At 38.5% G+C, this 18,097-nt stretch carries 15 protein-coding genes and 1 tRNA gene; 9 read left to right on the forward strand and 7 right to left on the reverse strand.

The features are described 5' to 3' along the window. Window positions 1-56 precede the first annotated feature (56 nt). On the reverse strand, window positions 57-2,831 hold the full coding sequence (locus SB49_RS09310) for an outer membrane beta-barrel protein (RefSeq protein ID WP_062055935.1): 2,775 nt from the start codon (window positions 2,829-2,831) through the stop codon (window positions 57-59). A gap of 94 nt (window positions 2,832-2,925) precedes the next feature. Next, the gene (der, locus tag SB49_RS09315; protein WP_062055937.1) at window positions 2,926-4,233 is read right to left on the reverse strand and encodes a ribosome biogenesis GTPase Der; all 1,308 of its coding nucleotides are present in this window, start codon (window positions 4,231-4,233) and stop codon (window positions 2,926-2,928) included. A gap of 78 nt (window positions 4,234-4,311) precedes the next feature. Here der and SB49_RS09320 point away from each other — a divergent pair, with 78 nt between their 5' ends. Further along, window positions 4,312-4,803 (forward strand): hypothetical protein, encoded by a 492-nt coding sequence (locus tag SB49_RS09320; RefSeq protein WP_062055939.1) that lies wholly within the window; start codon window positions 4,312-4,314, stop codon window positions 4,801-4,803. Here SB49_RS09320 and era read toward each other — a convergent pair whose 3' ends face one another. After that, window positions 4,804-5,688: a GTPase Era gene (era, locus tag SB49_RS09325; RefSeq protein ID WP_062055941.1), complete on the reverse strand. Its 885-nt coding sequence runs from the start codon at window positions 5,686-5,688 to the stop codon at window positions 4,804-4,806. After that, the gene (locus SB49_RS09330) at window positions 5,675-7,042 is read right to left on the reverse strand and encodes an alanine/glycine:cation symporter family protein (RefSeq protein ID WP_062055943.1); all 1,368 of its coding nucleotides are present in this window, start codon (window positions 7,040-7,042) and stop codon (window positions 5,675-5,677) included. Before SB49_RS09330 ends, era begins: the two co-directional genes overlap by 14 nt. Before the next feature lie 120 nt (window positions 7,043-7,162). Here SB49_RS09330 and SB49_RS09335 point away from each other — a divergent pair. Together SB49_RS09335 and SB49_RS09340 are read left to right on the forward strand one after the other, a co-directional pair. Then, window positions 7,163-7,235, forward strand: a tRNA-Met gene (locus tag SB49_RS09335). Between the two features lie 325 nt (window positions 7,236-7,560). Beyond that, the gene (locus SB49_RS09340; protein ID WP_235537728.1) at window positions 7,561-9,207 is read left to right on the forward strand and encodes a hypothetical protein; all 1,647 of its coding nucleotides are present in this window, start codon (window positions 7,561-7,563) and stop codon (window positions 9,205-9,207) included. Window positions 9,208-9,584: 377 nt separating this feature from the next. Here the strand turns inward: SB49_RS09340 and SB49_RS09350 are convergent, their stop codons facing one another. Further along, window positions 9,585-9,833, reverse strand: coding sequence for a hypothetical protein (locus tag SB49_RS09350; RefSeq protein WP_062055946.1), 249 nt, complete (start codon window positions 9,831-9,833; stop codon window positions 9,585-9,587). A gap of 358 nt (window positions 9,834-10,191) precedes the next feature. Between SB49_RS09350 and SB49_RS09355 the strand changes: the two genes are divergently transcribed. The 5 genes from SB49_RS09355 (at window position 10,192) to SB49_RS09375 (ending at window position 13,460) form a co-directional block, all read left to right on the forward strand. Continuing rightward, window positions 10,192-11,091 (forward strand): lipid A deacylase LpxR family protein, encoded by a 900-nt coding sequence (locus SB49_RS09355; RefSeq protein ID WP_335337870.1) that lies wholly within the window; start codon window positions 10,192-10,194, stop codon window positions 11,089-11,091. Between the two features lie 200 nt (window positions 11,092-11,291). Next, on the forward strand, window positions 11,292-11,717 hold the full coding sequence (locus SB49_RS09360) for a hypothetical protein (protein ID WP_062055948.1): 426 nt from the start codon (window positions 11,292-11,294) through the stop codon (window positions 11,715-11,717). A gap of 173 nt (window positions 11,718-11,890) precedes the next feature. Further along, entirely contained in the window at window positions 11,891-12,340 is a 450-nt protein-coding gene (locus tag SB49_RS09365) for a hypothetical protein (protein ID WP_062055949.1), read from the forward strand. A 144-nt stretch (window positions 12,341-12,484) separates the two neighbouring features. Next, window positions 12,485-13,030 (forward strand): hypothetical protein, encoded by a 546-nt coding sequence (locus SB49_RS09370; protein WP_062055950.1) that lies wholly within the window; start codon window positions 12,485-12,487, stop codon window positions 13,028-13,030. A gap of 181 nt (window positions 13,031-13,211) precedes the next feature. After that, window positions 13,212-13,460, forward strand: coding sequence for a hypothetical protein (locus SB49_RS09375; protein WP_062055951.1), 249 nt, complete (start codon window positions 13,212-13,214; stop codon window positions 13,458-13,460). A 202-nt stretch (window positions 13,461-13,662) separates the two neighbouring features. On the opposite strand, the gene SB49_RS09380 is transcribed toward SB49_RS09375, so the two are convergent. Together SB49_RS09380 and SB49_RS09385 are read right to left on the reverse strand one after the other, a co-directional pair. Further along, window positions 13,663-16,377 carry a carboxypeptidase regulatory-like domain-containing protein gene (locus SB49_RS09380; RefSeq protein ID WP_062055952.1) on the reverse strand — a complete coding sequence of 905 codons (2,715 nt, stop codon included), beginning with the start codon at window positions 16,375-16,377 and terminating at the stop codon, window positions 13,663-13,665. Window positions 16,378-16,425: 48 nt separating this feature from the next. Continuing rightward, complete coding sequence (locus tag SB49_RS09385) at window positions 16,426-17,262, reverse strand: GLPGLI family protein (RefSeq protein ID WP_062055953.1); 837 nt, start codon at window positions 17,260-17,262, stop codon at window positions 16,426-16,428. 441 nt (window positions 17,263-17,703) lie between these two features. On the opposite strand from SB49_RS09385, the gene SB49_RS09390 reads away from it, so the two are divergent. Continuing rightward, window positions 17,704-18,069, forward strand: coding sequence for a DUF2200 domain-containing protein (locus SB49_RS09390; RefSeq protein WP_062055955.1), 366 nt, complete (start codon window positions 17,704-17,706; stop codon window positions 18,067-18,069). Window positions 18,070-18,097: the final 28 nt, after the last annotated feature.

Here is an 18,097-nt window from a genome sequence, read left to right on the forward strand (position 1 = left end):
AAAAATAACAACCGTAACCGTTAAACTAGACGCGATACTGGTATACCCTTCTTATCTTAATCAACCCAGAACATACTGTTTTTATTGGTCTTTTTACCCCCAAACTGGTCAAATTTGAAAGTAGCGCTGAACATAAAATAACGCTGCAGTACTGTACCCTGAAAATCTTGGATAAAATCCTGTCCCGTGGTCCTTCTGGTATTGATATTTTGGTTCAACAGATCATAAGCCAACACCTTTAAGGTTACATTATTCTTGAGCATTTGCACTCCCAAACTCATGTTCCAAAAAAGGGCATCCTTATCAAAACCAGGACCCACATTGCCATTATAACTATAGTTAATGTCATTGCCCCAGATAATATTTTCAGGCCAGTAGGTTGTAGTTTTAAAGCCTACATTATGTGAGATGAATTTTACATCTTCCAAGCCGTCCAAATTGTATTGGGTATCATTAATGGTAATACCATATTCTGGCTCCAACTCCACCAGTTCTCTAAAATTAAAGGTTGAGCTAACCCGTGGGCTTATGGAAAGACTAGAAGCCTCCAATCTACTTCCATTTGTGAAACCAATGTTTTTTCTATACCCAAAATAAGGTCTAAATCCAAACTTTACCGTATATATACTATCTTTTTTTATCTGTTTGGAATAGCTAAGCCCACCATCTATATTATAATTTCCATCTATATTATCATAAGTGGTTGTACGCAATAGATCTTCATTGGTTGTGGTAATGGGTGATACCCTACCCTTTTCTGAATTAATTCCTAAATATGCATAAAAACCGGTTCGTTCCCTCCAGTTATAGTCATTATAATTCAGATAGAGTCTATTGAATACCGCTGGTGCCAAATTTTGGTTTCCTATAACAATATTCAACGGATCACTAACATCTGGTATAGGCTGCAGCTGATTCACAGTAGGCACAACCAATCTAGAACTGGACCAAAGACTTAAACTCTTATTCTCCCCTATGGTATAATTGGCATTGGCATTGAACAAAATATTTTCATACTTTTTATCAAAGGAGGAATTCTGCAAAAAATCAAAATTTTCAAGGCTAGTGAATCTATAATTGGCCGTTAATCCAAAACGGAATTTTTTACCATTACCCCTTAAACCCAAACTTGGGGTCTGTTGTATGTTACTAAACTTAAAAACCGAACTCTGCAATTGATTAAAGTTGTCATAACCACCAGTAACATCTTCGAAATCGAACACACCTTTGTCATTGTTGAATAAATTGTTCTCATATTGGTAGCCAAAATCCAAAAACACATCTTTCGCCAAAGGCTGGCGATACGTAAACTGCGCTCCATATGAATCGGTATCTGTTCTATTTGTTGTTTGTTGGTCCAAAACATTTTGGGTGGCATCATCTCCAAAAGTGGTTCTAATAGAATTAAAATTACTTTCACTCCTATTGAACCTGTTATCGTTTGAAAATGTCAGACGAACATATCTACCTAGTGTATCCAATTTTTTAAATAATGTCAATTCATTTGAAAAACGACTTTGGTAACTAGTATCCGAGGTGAATGCATTATTACTATTTATGGCATTGCCATCTACATCACTGGAAACTGTAGTTCTTTCATTAAAAGAAGTTGTCCTGTTCACGCTCAAATTGGGCTCTAGCGTTATCCGAAATGTTGGATCTATATCAAATTCTAAAGTAGCCCCGCCTCTGTTAGAATTAGAGCTCCCGTTAAAGTTAGTTTCGGTATCCGTAAAGAAGCGGCCATTTGGCAATATATTCTCCCTCGAAATCTTCTCATCATTAAAAGAATCGCTGTATGCATAAAAATAATTCCCATTTACCTCATAATTATCCTTTTGCTGATTGGCATAACTTGCCCCTACATTGGAAGAAGTTGTAATACCCTGACCAAAACCAAAGGACATATCCCCAATTCTAAAGGCCCCCGAATTGTTAAAGCTCACACCTCCACCTGAATTGCCCACCATATCGTAAATCTCGTCAAAAGAAAAGCCGCTGTTGTTTATATTATTACTGCCCGTGATTATACTAATGCGTTCCTGTCCATTGAAATAATTGAAAAGACCATTTAATTGATACCTATCATCCGTTCCATACCCTGCAGCCAGCCTACCTAGGTATCCATTGTTCTTATCTTCCTTTATCGTGAGATTAATAGTCTTGGTTTCCCCATCTCCTGCTTCCCCAGTAAATTCCTGAGTTTTAGTTTTGGTATCCGTAATCTGAATTTTATTAATAATTTCCTTGGGTAGGCTTTTTGTGGCCACTGTAGGGTCACTACTAAAAAACACCTGCCCATTTACCAAAACTTCGCTTACCTCCTTACCATTCACAGTGATTTTACCATCACTGTCTACCTCAACACCAGGTAATTTTTTTAAAACATCTTCTACCGTGGCATCAGGTCTTGTCTTAAAGGAATCCGCATTAAACTCCAACGTATCATTTTTTATGATAATAGGCACTCTTTCTCCTACTACCTGCACCCCTTTGAGTTCTTGGGCCTGTTCTTCCATTTCTATGACTCCAAGATCCGTATAGGACTTTAGGGCAATCTTCTTTACTATCGATTTATAGCCGTTATAAGAAAAATAAAGGTTCACCTCTTTTAAAGCTGTTTTTCCTTCTAGGGCAAAAGCTCCATTTTTTTCAGATATGGTATAGGTGATCAAGGTGCTGTCCTGAAGGGATTCTGCATAAATCGTAGAAGCCTCCAGTGGTAGATTGGAGGGCGCATCCATTACAATTCCTTTTATAATGAACTCTTGGGACTGAACTTGAAACGATAAGAAAAGGGCAATAAAAAAGAGGCAAAGAACCTTAGGCATAGATTTATTTTTGATTGGTTGTGCGAAAGTACATTTCGAAAATAATCTAACACTTTAAGACCTTTGCCCCTCTTAACAGATTTTTATGACTTTTTTATTTCTTTCTCATAAACACGGATATGGGCACTCCGGTAAAATCAAAATGCTCTCTTAGTTTGTTCTCCAAAAAGCGCTTATAAGGATCACGCACATATTGTGGTAGGTTACAAAAGAATGCAAATTGCGGATACGGTGTTGGCAATTGTGTACAGAACTTGATCTTCACATATTTCCCTTTGTATGCCGGCGGCGGATTGTTTTCAATAATAGGCAACATGATATCATTGAATTTACGCGTCTGTATTTTCTTGCTCCTGTTCTGATAGACTTCAACGGCAGTTTCTATAGCCTTATAAATACGTTGTTTTGTCAATACAGAGATAAATAGGATAGGCACATCGGTAAAAGGCTCAATTGCCTGTTTGATTTTTGCTGTGTACTGTTTTATGGTATTGGTTTCTTTGTCTTCTACCAAATCCCATTTGTTCACCAAGATCACAATTCCTTTGTTGTTGCGCTGTGCCAACCAAAAGATATTTTCCACTTGCCCGTCAAATCCTCTTGTGGCATCCAATAAAAGGATACATACATCGGAATGTTCAATAGCTCTAATAGAGCGCATAACCGAATAAAATTCCAAATCTTCCTTCACCTTTGCCTTCCTACGGATTCCCGCAGTATCCACAAGGTTGAATTCAAATCCGAAACGGTTGTACTTGGTATCAATACTGTCCCTAGTGGTACCCGCTACATCGGTAACGATATACCTGTCTTCCCCAATCAAAGCATTTATAAAGGACGATTTTCCTGCATTAGGTCTTCCTACCACGGCAAAACGAGGTAATTCACTTTCCTCTGCCTGCTCATGCTCTGGCAATACCTCAATTAAAGCATCCAATAGTTCCCCGGTTCCACTGCCACTAATACTGGCAATGGTATAGTACTCTCCCAATCCCAAAGAATAAAATTCCACGGCATCTTCGGCACGCTTCCCATTGTCCACCTTGTTGATGGCCAATAAAACGGGCTTGTTGTGGCGTCTTAGCAAATTGGCCACATCCTCATCCATTCCTGTGACCCCAGCTTCTACATCCACCATAAAAATAATGGCATCGGCTTCTTCAATGGCCAATTCTACCTGCTTATCTATTTCCGCTTCAAAAACGTCATCACTTCCCAAAACATATCCCCCGGTATCAATAAGGGTAAACTCGCGTCCGTTCCAATCACTTTTTCCGTAATGTCGGTCGCGCGTAACGCCGCTGACCGCATCTACGATCGCCTCTCTTCTCTGTATCAACCGATTAAAAAACGTCGATTTTCCTACATTAGGTCTCCCTACAATGGCTACAATAGCACTCATACTTCTTTAATTTGCTGCAAAAGTACTATTTATATCTGAAGAAAAATGCTATCTTTTATTACATAATCAATTGTAACAGTGAAAAGTCTACCGAATGAGATTGTTTTAAGACCGCGATTTCAACATCAATTAAACACCTCTAAAGAAGTTGTACTTGCTAGTTTCGAAAAAATTAAGAAACCTCCCTTTCTTATAAAACGGATCGATGATCATCTTTTTATTAAGTTCCAACAGGATCTTCGTACTTTTTGGACACCAGAACTTCATTTGGAACTGCATGATGAGGATAACAATTCATGCAGAATCAATGGCCTATTTGGTCCTAGTCCCACTTTATGGACGTTCTTTATGTTCCTGCACTTTGGAGTTGCCACCCTATTTATTGTCATTAGCATTTGGGCCTATTCCAATTGGACTTTGGACAAACCTATTGGATTGCAAACAGGGATGTTGGTACTATTAGTGGGAGTTTGGGGTCTGCTGTATGCCTTTGGTAGAAAAGGCAGAAAAAAAGGAGAGCCCCAAATGAAGGAGCTCTATTCTTTTATGTCAGAGGTCATTAATCTCTGATTATTGATTGTATCCGAACCGTTTCAATTGGTTGGGATTACTACGCCAGTTTTTGTTCACTTTCACATACAGTTCCATATGCACCTGTTTGTCAAAGAATTTTTCCAGATCTTTTCGGGCCTCTACCCCTACCCTTTTTAAGGCAGATCCTTTATGGCCAATGATAATGCCCTTTTGGGATTCTCGTTCAACCATAATTACAGAGCGCATTCTAATTATTTCTTCGTCTTCAAAAAATTCCTCTGTATCTATTTCCACAGAATATGGAATCTCTTTTTTATAGTGTTGTAGTATTTTCTCGCGGATGGTCTCGTTTACAAAGAAGCGTTCGGGTTTGTCCGTCAGTTGATCCTTTGGATAATAAGGCGGTGACACGGGTAACAATTCCATGATCCTATGAAATACTTCTTTGACGTTAAAATTCTGAAGGGCGGAGATGGGGTGTATTTCAGCTTCGGGCAATTGAGCCTGCCAATACTGCACCTGCTCTTCCAATACGCCCTGTTCGGATATATCTATCTTGTTCAACAACAATAGAACAGGGATCTTACTATTTTTAATCTTTTCAAAAAAGCCTTCATCTTTTAAGGCTTTCTCCCCTATTTCCACCATATAGATCAGGACATCTGCATCCTCAAATGCAGATTTCACAAAGCCCATCATGGAGGATTGCAACTCATAGGCGGGTTTAATGATACCTGGGGTGTCCGATAAGATCATTTGAAAATCCTCTCCGTTCACGATCCCGAGGATCCTATGTCTAGTGGTCTGTGCCTTGGAGGTGATGATAGATAATTTCTCCCCTACAAATGCATTCATCAACGTGGATTTTCCCACATTGGGATTTCCTATGATATTTACAAACCCTGCCTTATGCTCTGCCATCTTTTACCTTTAAAAAATACGTTTTCATTGCTTGGTTTACCTTGGGCGCCAAATAGAGAACCGCAATCATATTGGGGATTACCATAAGGGCAAAAGATAAATCTATCAGATTTACCACTAGGTCTACCGAAGCTACTGCTGCAAAGGTAATACTTAAGATATAAATGTGGTTGTAATACTTGCCAATTTTGGCATTGGTCAAAAAGGAAAGGCATTTGGTCCCGTAATAGGAATAAGTAAACAAAGTAGAAAGGGCAAAAGCAGCTACCACCACCATCAACAGAATATCCCCAACCCCATAGAGCGATTTTTCAAAGGCGATCAAGGTCATGGTAATGCCGTTGTTCTCTGCCTCCAAATGGGCGCCACTTAAAAGGATCACCACGGCTGTAAGTGTACAGACCACGATGGTGTCTATAAACGGGCCTAACATGGCCACAAGGCCTTCCTGTATGGGTTCATTGGTCTTGGATTGCCCATGGTACATGGGTGCATTCCCTACTCCCGATTCATTTGAAAATACGGCCCTACGGATCCCTATGATGATAAGCCCCCACAAACCACCCTGAACAGCAGTCTTAAAATTAAAGGCCTCTACGAATATCAATTTAAGGGAAGGGAAAATTTGACCCGCATTAATGATCATGATATAGATAACGGCAATCAAATAGACCAGTACCATAAAGGGTACTATTGCCGTGGCCACTTTAGCGATTTTTTTGAGCCCCCCAAAAATAACAAAGGAGGTAATGATAGACAGGACGATACCTATCCCCAATTTCCAATTGAAATCGCCCAAGAGCGCAATATTTTCATTGGGTTGAATGACGCCCATAAGGGTTTGCGTAAACTGGTTCACCGTAAATGCCGGGAGCACGCCGAAGAGTCCGGCTACACAAAAGAACACCGCCAAGGGTTTGGCTTTTATTCCCATTCCTTTGGTAATGTAATACATTGGGCCACCTTGAAGGTTCCCGTCACTATCATGTCCACGGAACATTATGGCAAGGCTACACGAATAAAATTTAATGCACATCCCTACCAGTGCGGTTACCCAGATCCAAAAAACCACTCCAGGTCCACCCAGATAAATGGCGATGGCTACCCCAGAGATATTCCCTAGGCCAACGGTTGCCGCAACGGCAGAAGAGAGTGCTTGGAGGTGGCTCACCTCTCCCGGATCATCGGGATTATCGTATTTCCCAGCTGTAATTGCAATGGCGTGCCTAAAATACCGATAGGGCAATAGTTTGGAATAAAAAACCAGGAACAAGCCGCCCCCGATAATAAGAAAGAGCATAACCCACTCTGTATAAGGCAAGACCGAGGCTAAGAAATCATTGATTACGTTCATAAAATTTGAAAAATTTCTAAGATATGTAATTAAATAGATGAAGCCCGAAAGTAACTAAAAAAGATTTATTGATTTATGTTTTGATAATAGCAAAAAAGCTTTGTATCTTTGCACCCACAGCGCGGGATAGAGCAGTAGGTAGCTCGTCGGGCTCATAACCCGAAGGTCACTGGTTCGAGTCCAGTTCCCGCTACTAAGCAAACCAGATACGAAAGTATCTGGTTTTTTTTTGATAAAATCCCAAAACCTGCTTTAGGGATTGAAATCCAGAAAAAAATTGATTTAGCACCAAATCTTGTTTGGAGTAAAACCACCCCCAAGTCACTGCAAAAAAGGAGCGAAGAAAAAAAGTTAGTTCCTATAACAAATACTAACAGCACCAAAAGCAACAGGTCGGTCCCCATGACCCGTTTCTTTAGATCCATTAATTCTATTCCAACAACCAAACAAAAAAACAATTATTCGACCTATTGTTTTAACCTGAAATACTATATTTAGACTTATCAATTTGCATTTTTATGAAAATTAATCTGTTCCGCAGAAAATCGCAGTTTCTGTTTATCCTATTCGTGGGGATTTCAACCAATTTGGTTTTAGCTCAAAATAAGAATCAAGACTATGCCAATTTAGTAGCTTTATTCAAAGAATGGAGAACTTTTGAAAACCCTCCTTTACGCAACGGAGCACCTGACTATACAAAAGAAACCTTTGAAAAAAGAGTGCCAGCATTTAATATTCTAAGAGATAAACTACGCAACATTGATACGATCTCTTGGCCTATTCCACAGCAGGTAGATTGGCATATTGTAAATGCTGAAATGAAGGGGTATGAATTCAACCAAAGAGTGCTGCGCCCCTGGGAAAGGGATCCCGCCTTTTATAAGTCGCTCTGGACAGACAGAAGTGATGTTCCTGCACATGAAGGACCAACACACCACGGTATAACCGAGCTTTGGACCTATCAATTTCCTTTGGACAAAGAGGGTTCTAAAAAATTAATAAACGATTTAAAAGTCATTCCTGTAATTAACGAACAGGCAAAATTAAATTTGACAGGCAATGCAAAAGATCTTTGGATTGCAGGAATACGTGATATTAAAGATCAAAGCAAAAGCCTTACTACAATAAAGGATTTCCCCGGAGTGTCCAAGGATAAAAATTTACTCAATGCTATTGACAATGCCATTCAATCCACCAATAATTTAGTAGATTGGCTTCAGACCGAAGCTAAGACAAAAACAGGACCGTCCGGTATAGGCAAAGAAGAGTATACTTGGTACCTACAAAATGTTCATTTGGTGCCTTTGACTTGGGAAGATGAAGTAATGCTTTTAAAAAGAGAGCTTACCCGATCCTGGGCTGCCTTAAAATTAGAAGAACACCGAAACAGAAAATTGCCCCAACTTACCGATGCCAGTTCGCCCGAAGAATACGAAAATCGTGCGAAAGCTTCAGCCAAGAGCCTACTCAATTTTTTAGATGAAAATGAAATGGTGACGGTAAAAGATTATTTTGAGCCTGCCTTAAATGAACATCTTGGCACATTTGTACCCAAGGACAAACGCAACTTTTTTTGGATTACAGCGCATTATGATCAACGCCCGTTATATTCTCATTTTTACCATTGGTTTGAATTGGCTCGTATGGACACAGAACCGCATAAAAGTGAAATTAGAAAAGGCCCATTGTTGTACAATATTTTTGATTCAAGAAATGAAGGTATGGCAACTGCCGTTGAAGAAATGTTTATGGACGCTGGACTTTATGATGATCAACCGCGATCCAGAGAAATTGTTTATATCATGATTGCCCAGCGTGCTGCGAGAGGTTTAGGTTCGCTTTATGCCCATGCCAATGAAATGACCATGGAAGAAGCGGGAAGCATCCATTCAGAATACACCCCCCGTGGTTGGATGAAAACAGAAAAAGAACTATTACTTTTCGAACAACAACTTTATCTACGACAACCAGGTTATGGAACAAGTTATATAACAGGTAAATATCTCGTTGAAAATACGATGGCCGAATACGCTAGAATGAAAGAACTAAAAAACGAACCTTTTGAAATGAAGACGTTTTTCGATCAATTGAATTCCATAGGAAATATTCCCATATCCCTGGGGCGTTGGGAACTGACCAATGTGAAAACCTTTATTACTGATTAGCACCGAATAGATTGCAATTACATAAATCTAATTTGTATTATTTTAATGTCATATCCTCTACTTAAGTACTTCAAAAAGAACTTAGATTTTAAAAAGAATTCGATAAACAATATATATAAATTTTATAAAGCCACCCCCAAGGCGCTTTCCGTAGTGAAACAGAGGAAAGAATTCAGTTCCCACACAACTTTTAAAATTGGACTTAATACAACTTTGGAAATAAAAAAAATAGGGTGTGACGCACCTTGGTTTTCTTGGAATGGCCTGACTTGAACATTAAATCCTTAGCCACATCTATTTTGTCTATTTAAAAAGCACAGAAATAAAAAAACAGCTTTTTAAAAAGCTGTTTTTTGAAATCGGTTATAAGTAGTCAGTTAGGCCGTTGCATTCTGTGGTGCCCAATGGGAGCATAACATATCAGGGGCCGCTTTTTGTGGGTTGGCACAGGTAGGACCTTGGTATCGGGCACAGGTGGTGCAATTGGGATCATTCTTTAAGACGGCCTTCATTTCAAAACTATCGCAGGTATAAGTGTTATTTACTTTTACGAGATGTACCTTGCACATCATAGTATCTGAAAGGTTTTCACAATTATTGCAGCTATTTCCTAAACGTATGGACATGTTTTCTAGTTTTTAATATTAATATATCCTTAATTTAATACCTTAAAGCTTTAGAAACAATTTAAATAACTGGTTTATAGTATTTTATATTTAGACTAACTTAAAATATCATGCAATAGTTTATCTAATGGGATTTCAATATTTCCTTTAAGGCCTGGAGTATTCATCCTAAGCCTCCCGGTGAAGTTGTACTGCTTTGTTCATTATTCATTGATAATGATCCATACCGCTCACTTTAGGTATACTTTTAAGTGCTGGAAGCAACATTTAAATATTAGTATTACCTTCAGACCGTTTTAAAATAATCAGCACTACGGATTCCCAGTATACCCGCCGACTCATCTTCGTATTCATACTATTGAATACCCTCTTTGCCAATGGTCAAAGTCCAATGGACAAAGATTCCGTGAAAATTGTGCGGCACCAATTGGAATTGAGACACGACAATGATTTTTTAACTTTTACGGACCGTTACTATTCCTCTGGCCTATTTTTAACGTACCGCCAACAATTGCAAAAAGGAATATTTTCCTCTGGCAAGGAACAACTCAAATTTTCAGTTAGGCAAGAAATATATACCCCTTCTGATATCAAATCACGGGATATTGCTGATTTGGACAGGCCCTATGTTGGCTTTCTAGGCATCCAGGCAGGATGGTCACATATAAAAAATTCCAATCTTTTGGAGACCGATCTGCTAATTGGTGTTGCCGGCCCCGCATCGGGAGCAAGTGGATTTCAAAAATGGTACCACAATACCTTTGTGGTTTCCGATCCTCCAGTATGGGGCAATCAAATGGAGAATAGCGTTCATACAAATATCTATACAAGCTATTTAAAAGAATGGCAATTGTCACCCAACCCCTTTAGCGTACATATGTCCCTAAAGCCACATATTGCTTTTGGGACCAGGGATATTTATGTGCATCCGGAATTTATGGCCACCTTTGGAAGAAGGGATCCTTTATCCTCCAGCATGGTACAAAACCGATTGGGAACCCTGGACCGTGAAATATTTTTTTCCCTAATGGCAGGCCATAGGTTTGTGCATCACAATGCTTTGTTGGAAGGTAAAATATGGGGCGATGATTCTGATTTAGTAGTGGAAGCAGATAGAAATGTTTGGTATTTCGGCTTTGATTTTAAGCACCGTTTTGGCAAAAATAATTATTGGGCGGGGTATCGCATCAACACTCCTGAATCCTCAGGTACAAAGTCCCACAGGTATATTGTTCTTTCCTATGCCAGGAGCTTTTAACTATAATTCCAGCACTCTTTACCTAACTTATTTTCCCTTTTTTAGTTTGATGTGCCTGTTGGCCCTAAAATCATTGTTTAGCATATTTACTACAATTCAAAAGTTTTTGTACATTTAATCCGGTTCAAATCAAGCTTTTTCTGATTTACAACAAATCTCAACCAAGAATCCTTTGCCTTAACTTTATATTACACAAAAGCATGAAAATAAATATTCCAGATTGGATAATTATTGCAGGAGGAATAGGACAAATTTTTACTGCACTAATTTATCCGTATATCAGACACAAAGTCTTTGATTGGTATAATGATGTTAAACAACTCAAGCCACTAAATCAGGAAATAGTTAAAACTTATGGACGGTATATACAGGGATTAAATTTTTCATTTGGACTTATCGCTATACTTTTACCATCAGATTTGAAAAACGGCACGAACCTAGCCATAGCTCTCACTGGGCTTATTGGCGCATACTGGGTAGGCAAAGTAGCAACACAGTTTGCTTATTATCCAATGTATCAAATACCTCAAAAAACTATTTTCAAAATTGGCAGTTATGGTATGAATTTTTTGTTTGTATTTTTTGCTAGCATTTACACTCTACTGTTCATAATGAACTTGATCTAGAACTAGTAAATGAGGGGTGCTAATAATGTCCAAAAACTATTGTTTAGTATATTTACTATAATCCAAAAGTTTTTGTACATTTAATCAAGCTCGTTATGATTACATCAAATCTCAACAACGGATTCATTGCCTAAAGGATAGGTTTTACTCCATAAATCTAAAATTCAAAAATCATGAAATTAATCATCAGTTCCATTTCGGTTATTATACTATTTTGGAGTATAAATCCAGCATCTCCAAATAATATAAAAGACAGAGTATACCAACCTACAAATACAGTTCTGGAAAAGAACGGGAATAATGATTTTAAGGGGGTATGGATTAATGAGGACGACAAAACAAGAGGAATTTCCAAATGCCAAATATCTCTCAAAAATAAAAGTTTAGTTGTCCAAATGTGGGCCACATGCCACCCTCAAGACTGCGATATGGGTAAAAAGGTTGCGGATGAGGTAAAAAAAGGGGCGAATAAATTTGATCTTCTTTGGGATGCAGGATTTGCTGAAAGCGCTATAAGCTATGAAATCATCGAAGGGAAACTAAAACTGACAAATAAAAGACGCTACAAGGATAATTCTGGGAGAGAAGATTTCACAGTTATTGAATATTTCACCAAGAAATAAGAACGAAAACCAAACAAAGGTTTTCATTCATTAAAGCATTTTATAAATAACAAAAAAAGCATTCATCAAACCGCCCACTGCTGTCGAAAAAGAGGTCAAAACAGAAACATAGTCTATGCATTTGCATTACTTAAAAATACAATTATGAAAAAATCTGCAATACTATTCACATTAGCACTATTTCTATATTCATGTGCAGAATCGCAATCCTACGTGGGCACCTGGATTGACCAAGAAACCGAAAAGAGTATCCTCAACATCGAAGAGCAAAATGGAAAACTGTGGCTAAACCAATACGATCGTTCAGATGAAATAATTATTGAAGGTTCAAAAGCATATATTAAGTATCCACATTATAATGACCCTTTACTATTAGATGCCCAGAAAGATATTCCTACCATTCGTGGGGTAAAATATATTCTTTTGCCCAATAGCTTAAAAGGTCAATTTACTGGGAAATGGAAAAACGAAAATGGAGATCTCAGTTTTCTAGTTCATATTGATGAAAATAATGACTTGAATTGGGACATTAACAGAGGTGCCAACAAACCCACTAGGTACTACCCTAAGCCCATTGAGAATGGATTTCATTTTACTATGGGGCAGGATACTTTGACATACAAAATTGTCGATGGCCGACTTGTAGATAATAAAGGCAATAAATATTTTAAAGATTCCAAAATAAACTAGTCATAACCTCTACTATAATTCCTTGTGGCGTGATACTAAAAATATAATCCTAACCATCAGACAGACTTACTCCAAAAATAAAACGTATTAAATGATGGCATGCCATCATCCCTACCACAGTAGCAGATGTCCTAACAACAAATTGCAAACCTAAGCTTTGGTATTACTTAAAAATACAATCATGAAAAATTTACTACTGTATTATTTCACCATCTTTACGCCCCTAGGGCTTCTTACTTGGGCGTCGGTTAATGACCTTATAAGTTCTGTACTTTTTGTTGTACTGCTATTTCTGTACGCCTTTGTTTATAGAACGTACACAGATGGCATGAGACTGGCACAAAAGGGTATCATTGAAAGAAAAGATATTTGGAAAATAATTATTCCTGGAAGCCATTTTAAATATTTCAAAGAATTATATCTTGAATAGCGCGAATTGGTTTGAGCCAAGAATTTAGAAATTTACCCATAAGTCCCTTTCCATTTAATTTAATAGGATAAAATATCCCCTTAAAAGGTAAGGAAGGTTCCACTACGAAATAGGGCTTCAACATCAGATCCTAAACCCAAGGTGAATTTTATAGATAACTACATTCTTAAGCAATATATACCCTTAAACCATTCGGCCATATCTATAACGTATACACAACTCTAAAGGTAACAAACCTTGGCTGTATAAATGTTTCTGATGTAAACACAGACAAATTATTAGCACTGTTTCTCACTTGGGAGTCGATGTCCAATATATTGGTTGCCCTGATCTCGTACTCCCATTTGGCATCTCTATCCTTGCGATAGGAAAGTGTGGCATCCCAGTTCTGGAACGATTGGGATTCGCCATTCCCCAGATCCTGTTCGGTATAGGTGTAATTCGTGCGAAAAGTTACTGCTTTCCAAATGTATGCGTCAAACTCAACAGCTGGAGCCTTCGTAACGAACTCTGTCTTTCGACTCCCTTGGTTATTGTTGGTTACACTGTAGCGATACGTTAAGCTAACATTAGGCGCCTCCCGGTAGTTGGTGCGAATTCCTGGCGTGTAAGTTTGCGTGTACCCCTCATTCAGTGATTGCTGTCCCTGTATGAACTGATTGATCTTGCTGTAATTAAAACTGGAATTCAAGCTTGCCCTTATTTTGCCAAAGGTTCGTTGCACACGCCCAAACACGTTGACATTTTCATCTGCAAAATTTGAGTTGAAAAAAGTACTTGTTCGGATCACATTCTCGAAATTTGTAAGGCTTCGAACTTGATCGATGTTGCTGGAGTAGGCCGCCCTGGCAAAAACATTGGTATAATTGAACAAGTTGAAACTGCTGTAAAAAAGACTAACATTATGGGACAAGGCATTCTGTAAATCTGGCTGCCCAAATTGGATGCTGTTGTAATTGTTCAACACCAATCCTTCGGCCAAACGGGTAACATCGGTAAACTGATTGCGCATATCATATCTCAAGGTTAAGGCTTCACTCTTTTTAAACTGGATTCGGGTTTCAAAATCGGGCAAAAATCGAAAAAAGTTATCCTTAAAGGTTTCATCAAATTGACTATTCTTGTTGCCGTATGCATGTAAGGAGAAACCAGGTGTCAACGTGAACTTTCCAGATTTTAAGCGGTAGTGAACCCCGAGATATACATCGCTAAAATTATATTCTGTGTCATTGGTGGCACGTCCCTCATTGAAGGTTGGGGTTGGACTAAATTGTGACCCATCAGTAAGGAACTGAAAAATATTGGAATTGAATTCTTGTCGACTCAAGATGGTCCCCAGCGTTAGGTTAATGTTACTTTTCGCATTAAGTATATTGTAGTAATCCAATTTGGCATCCACCTGATTGGACTTTATTCGTCTGTTTTGGCCAAGGTCATAATTGGTCAGGGAAGTGTCCAAGCCCAACGCCTCTGCAGTACTATCAAAAGCATCAGGGCCATTGGGGTCATTAACCAAAAGGGCATTGTAAAAAGGATCTTCATTTTTGATCAAATGCTGAGCTTCAAATGCGAATATATTGGTTTCATCCAGGGTGTAGTAATAATTTATATTTTGATTGATGCTGTATGGGGTAACCTCATCGAATTGGGTTGTATTCCCGATCACAGAAGAAAAGATGTTTTGGTTTTGTGAGTCGTTCGATATCCGACCCAATATATCGTAATCCAATTGGTTATTAATGTTTGGTTTGTAGGAGGCACTAAGTTTCATTAGCGCCTGATTAGAGCGTTCGTTACTTGTTTGTTCGGTGGCCTCGTCCGGAATACCCAGATCCGGATCTGTATACTGCACAAAACTGGTTTCTTGAGAAAGAATACGACTGCTATTGTAAATGAGGAATCCACTTAAATCCAAGTCCTGATTGGGAGAATAGCTGAAATTACCTGTTGCCAGTTTATTCTCAATTTTTAAGGCATCGCCCCTACTAGTCAAAAAATTGAGGCTATTGTCCCCTAGATTGATACTGGTACCGCTACTTCTACTTGGTGACCTGAATCCGCCTCCAAAGCTTCGGATATCGCTCCTTGTCAATGCAACTTCCCCGGTATTATTGATATCACCTATGAAATTAATACTGTACTTTGGACTGTAATAAAATAGCTTTGGCTGAACCAAATAAAGCTCATCATCTGATGAAGTTCCTCCGCCTGCCGTCACATTGCCAAACCAAAAGTTCTCTTTTCCTTCCTTGAGTTTGATATTAAGGGCCACATTATCTTGATTATTACTTACACTTCTCAATTGGCCAACTTCGGAATAATTGCGCAGTACCTCTATTTTATCTACCGCTTTAGAGGGAATGTTCTTGGTAGCCAGTTTGGTGTCTCCATCAAAAAAATCCTTTCCATTGACCATTAACTTGTTCACGACTTTTCCCTCCACTTCTATCTGTCCGTCTTCATTGATCTCAACACCCGGTAGTTTTTCTAGAATATCTTCCAACTTTCGCTCTGTCCCATTTTGAAAGGAGTCTGCATTGTATACCAAAGTATCTCCCTTTATGGTAACTGGCATTTCATAAATGAGTTCCACCTCGTCCAAAGCGTTTTCTGGCTGAAGTGTATACTGTTTTACCATATTACTCTCTTTTGTGGTAAGGATCTCTTCAAAGGTTTTCATTCCAACGTAGCTGACCTGTATTTTATAGGTACCGTTCTTGCCCAACGCCAACTTGTATTTTCCGTTCTCATCTGTAATACCATAAGATTCCAAACCACTGGTCTCCTGATTTATTGCTATCACATTGGCTAATTCCAAAGGGAAGTTCAAAGTGTCTTGGACCACGCCCTCAAGTGAAATTTGAGCATGGGCAATACTTGCTACTAAGAGTAGCGCTAAACAACATATTTTTTTCATGGTGATGTGTTACTTCCGATTGGGTGGTATATTAAAATTTTGCCAGAACTATCCTCTTCTTCTTCCTCGATTGTTCCTCATTTCAAGCATTTTTCCCTGAATGGTCTCTTGGTAATCACGTTTGGTAATTTCCTTTCCCTTATCTGGAGCTTCAATCTTGATTTTTTCTTTAGGATTCATGACAATCTTAGAACACAACATGGTAGTGTTGTCTGCGCTTACTTCTAATATAAGACCAGGAAGGCCCCAGTATTCTCCGGGCCCATGGCTCACTGGTATTTGAATGGTATACCAGGCTTCAACTTCTGTCATTTTTACCTCTGGTTCCTCCTTTTTAACCGCTGTGGAATCGGATTTTGTTTCTGTATCTGATCTAAGGTCACTCCAAGAGAAGTTGTACCAGGTCAACTCAGCAGTAGGAACAAGGGCTGTTGCTTTGAAGCAGGTATATTGCCCAATCTGCTTTGATTCTGAACCCATTTTCCAATCTATGGCCTGTAGTTTATCCTTGACCAAAAATTGCTTTCCATAAAATTCCTGACTCTGTATGAGGGCATTTTCCTTTACATTTTTATACTGCTCCCCCTGTGAAAAATTCTTGCCCCATGAATCTGTTGCGCCGGAAATAGCATCTAGCTTATCTTCTTCATTGAAAACCGACTCTTCTTTATTGAAATTCAACACATAGGTCTTTTCCAACCTGTTCTTAAGACGTGATTGTATCTGCTTCTTCTGGGCCTCGCTCATTCTAGCACCCCAAGCCCCAAGCTCCATCTTGGTTTTAGAAAAATAAAAGGCCTGTCCCTGAAATTCTTGGACATTTGGCTTGAACGAAAACAGGGCAAATAAAGCTATAACAACAAAGGTAAAGTGAATTGGTTTCATGGAATTGTATGTATTGATCAAGTTTTGTTAAACTAATATAGATAAAGATTAAACGGTTTTGTGCTGTTTACCAAAACATTAACATTAATTTCAACAGTTAGGCTATGGGCTTTTGCAGTTCTTAGTGGACATAGGGCCCTTTTTCTCTCTTAAAAAATATGGGACAAATAATGGCTATTTATGGTTATAGCTAAGACATGTCGCTGATCAATTTTTTAAATTACCCCTTACAAAGAACTATACCCCAAACGATGGGAATTGACTTTACCCAATAGCATAAAAATCAACAACGAGCTAAATATCCACAAAACAAAGCTACTTAGGGCTCAACTATAAGTTCGTGTTTTTTGCGTAGCCCATCATTTTTTTTTAATTTATAAGTACAAAAATCTTGTAATTTGGTAACGACAGTCCTTCTGTGGGCTTTAAAGATTCTAAGCTATGAAAACAACACCCGAACACGATGCACGGATAGCCAAAATGACCTTTGCTTCGGTATACCCACACTATGTCGCTAAAATTGAGAAGAAAAATAGAACAAAAGAGGAATTACATCAAGTGATTGAATGGCTGACAGGATTTGATGAACCTAAACTACAGGAGCTCATAAAAGACAAGGTGACGTTTGAAACCTTCTTTCAAAAAGCAACATTAAATGCAAATGCCCATCTCATAACAGGGGTAATATGTGGTTATAGGATAGAACAAATTGAAACCCCATTAACGCGTAACGTACGATATCTGGATAAAATAGTGGATGAATTGGCCAAAGGACGTAAGATGGAAAAGATTCTACGAAATGCTTAGGCTACACCCGTTGAGGTAAAGTGCCCAA

This window comes from Sediminicola sp. YIK13 (genome assembly GCF_001430825.1).
Lineage (GTDB): Bacteria > Bacteroidota > Bacteroidia > Flavobacteriales > Flavobacteriaceae > Sediminicola.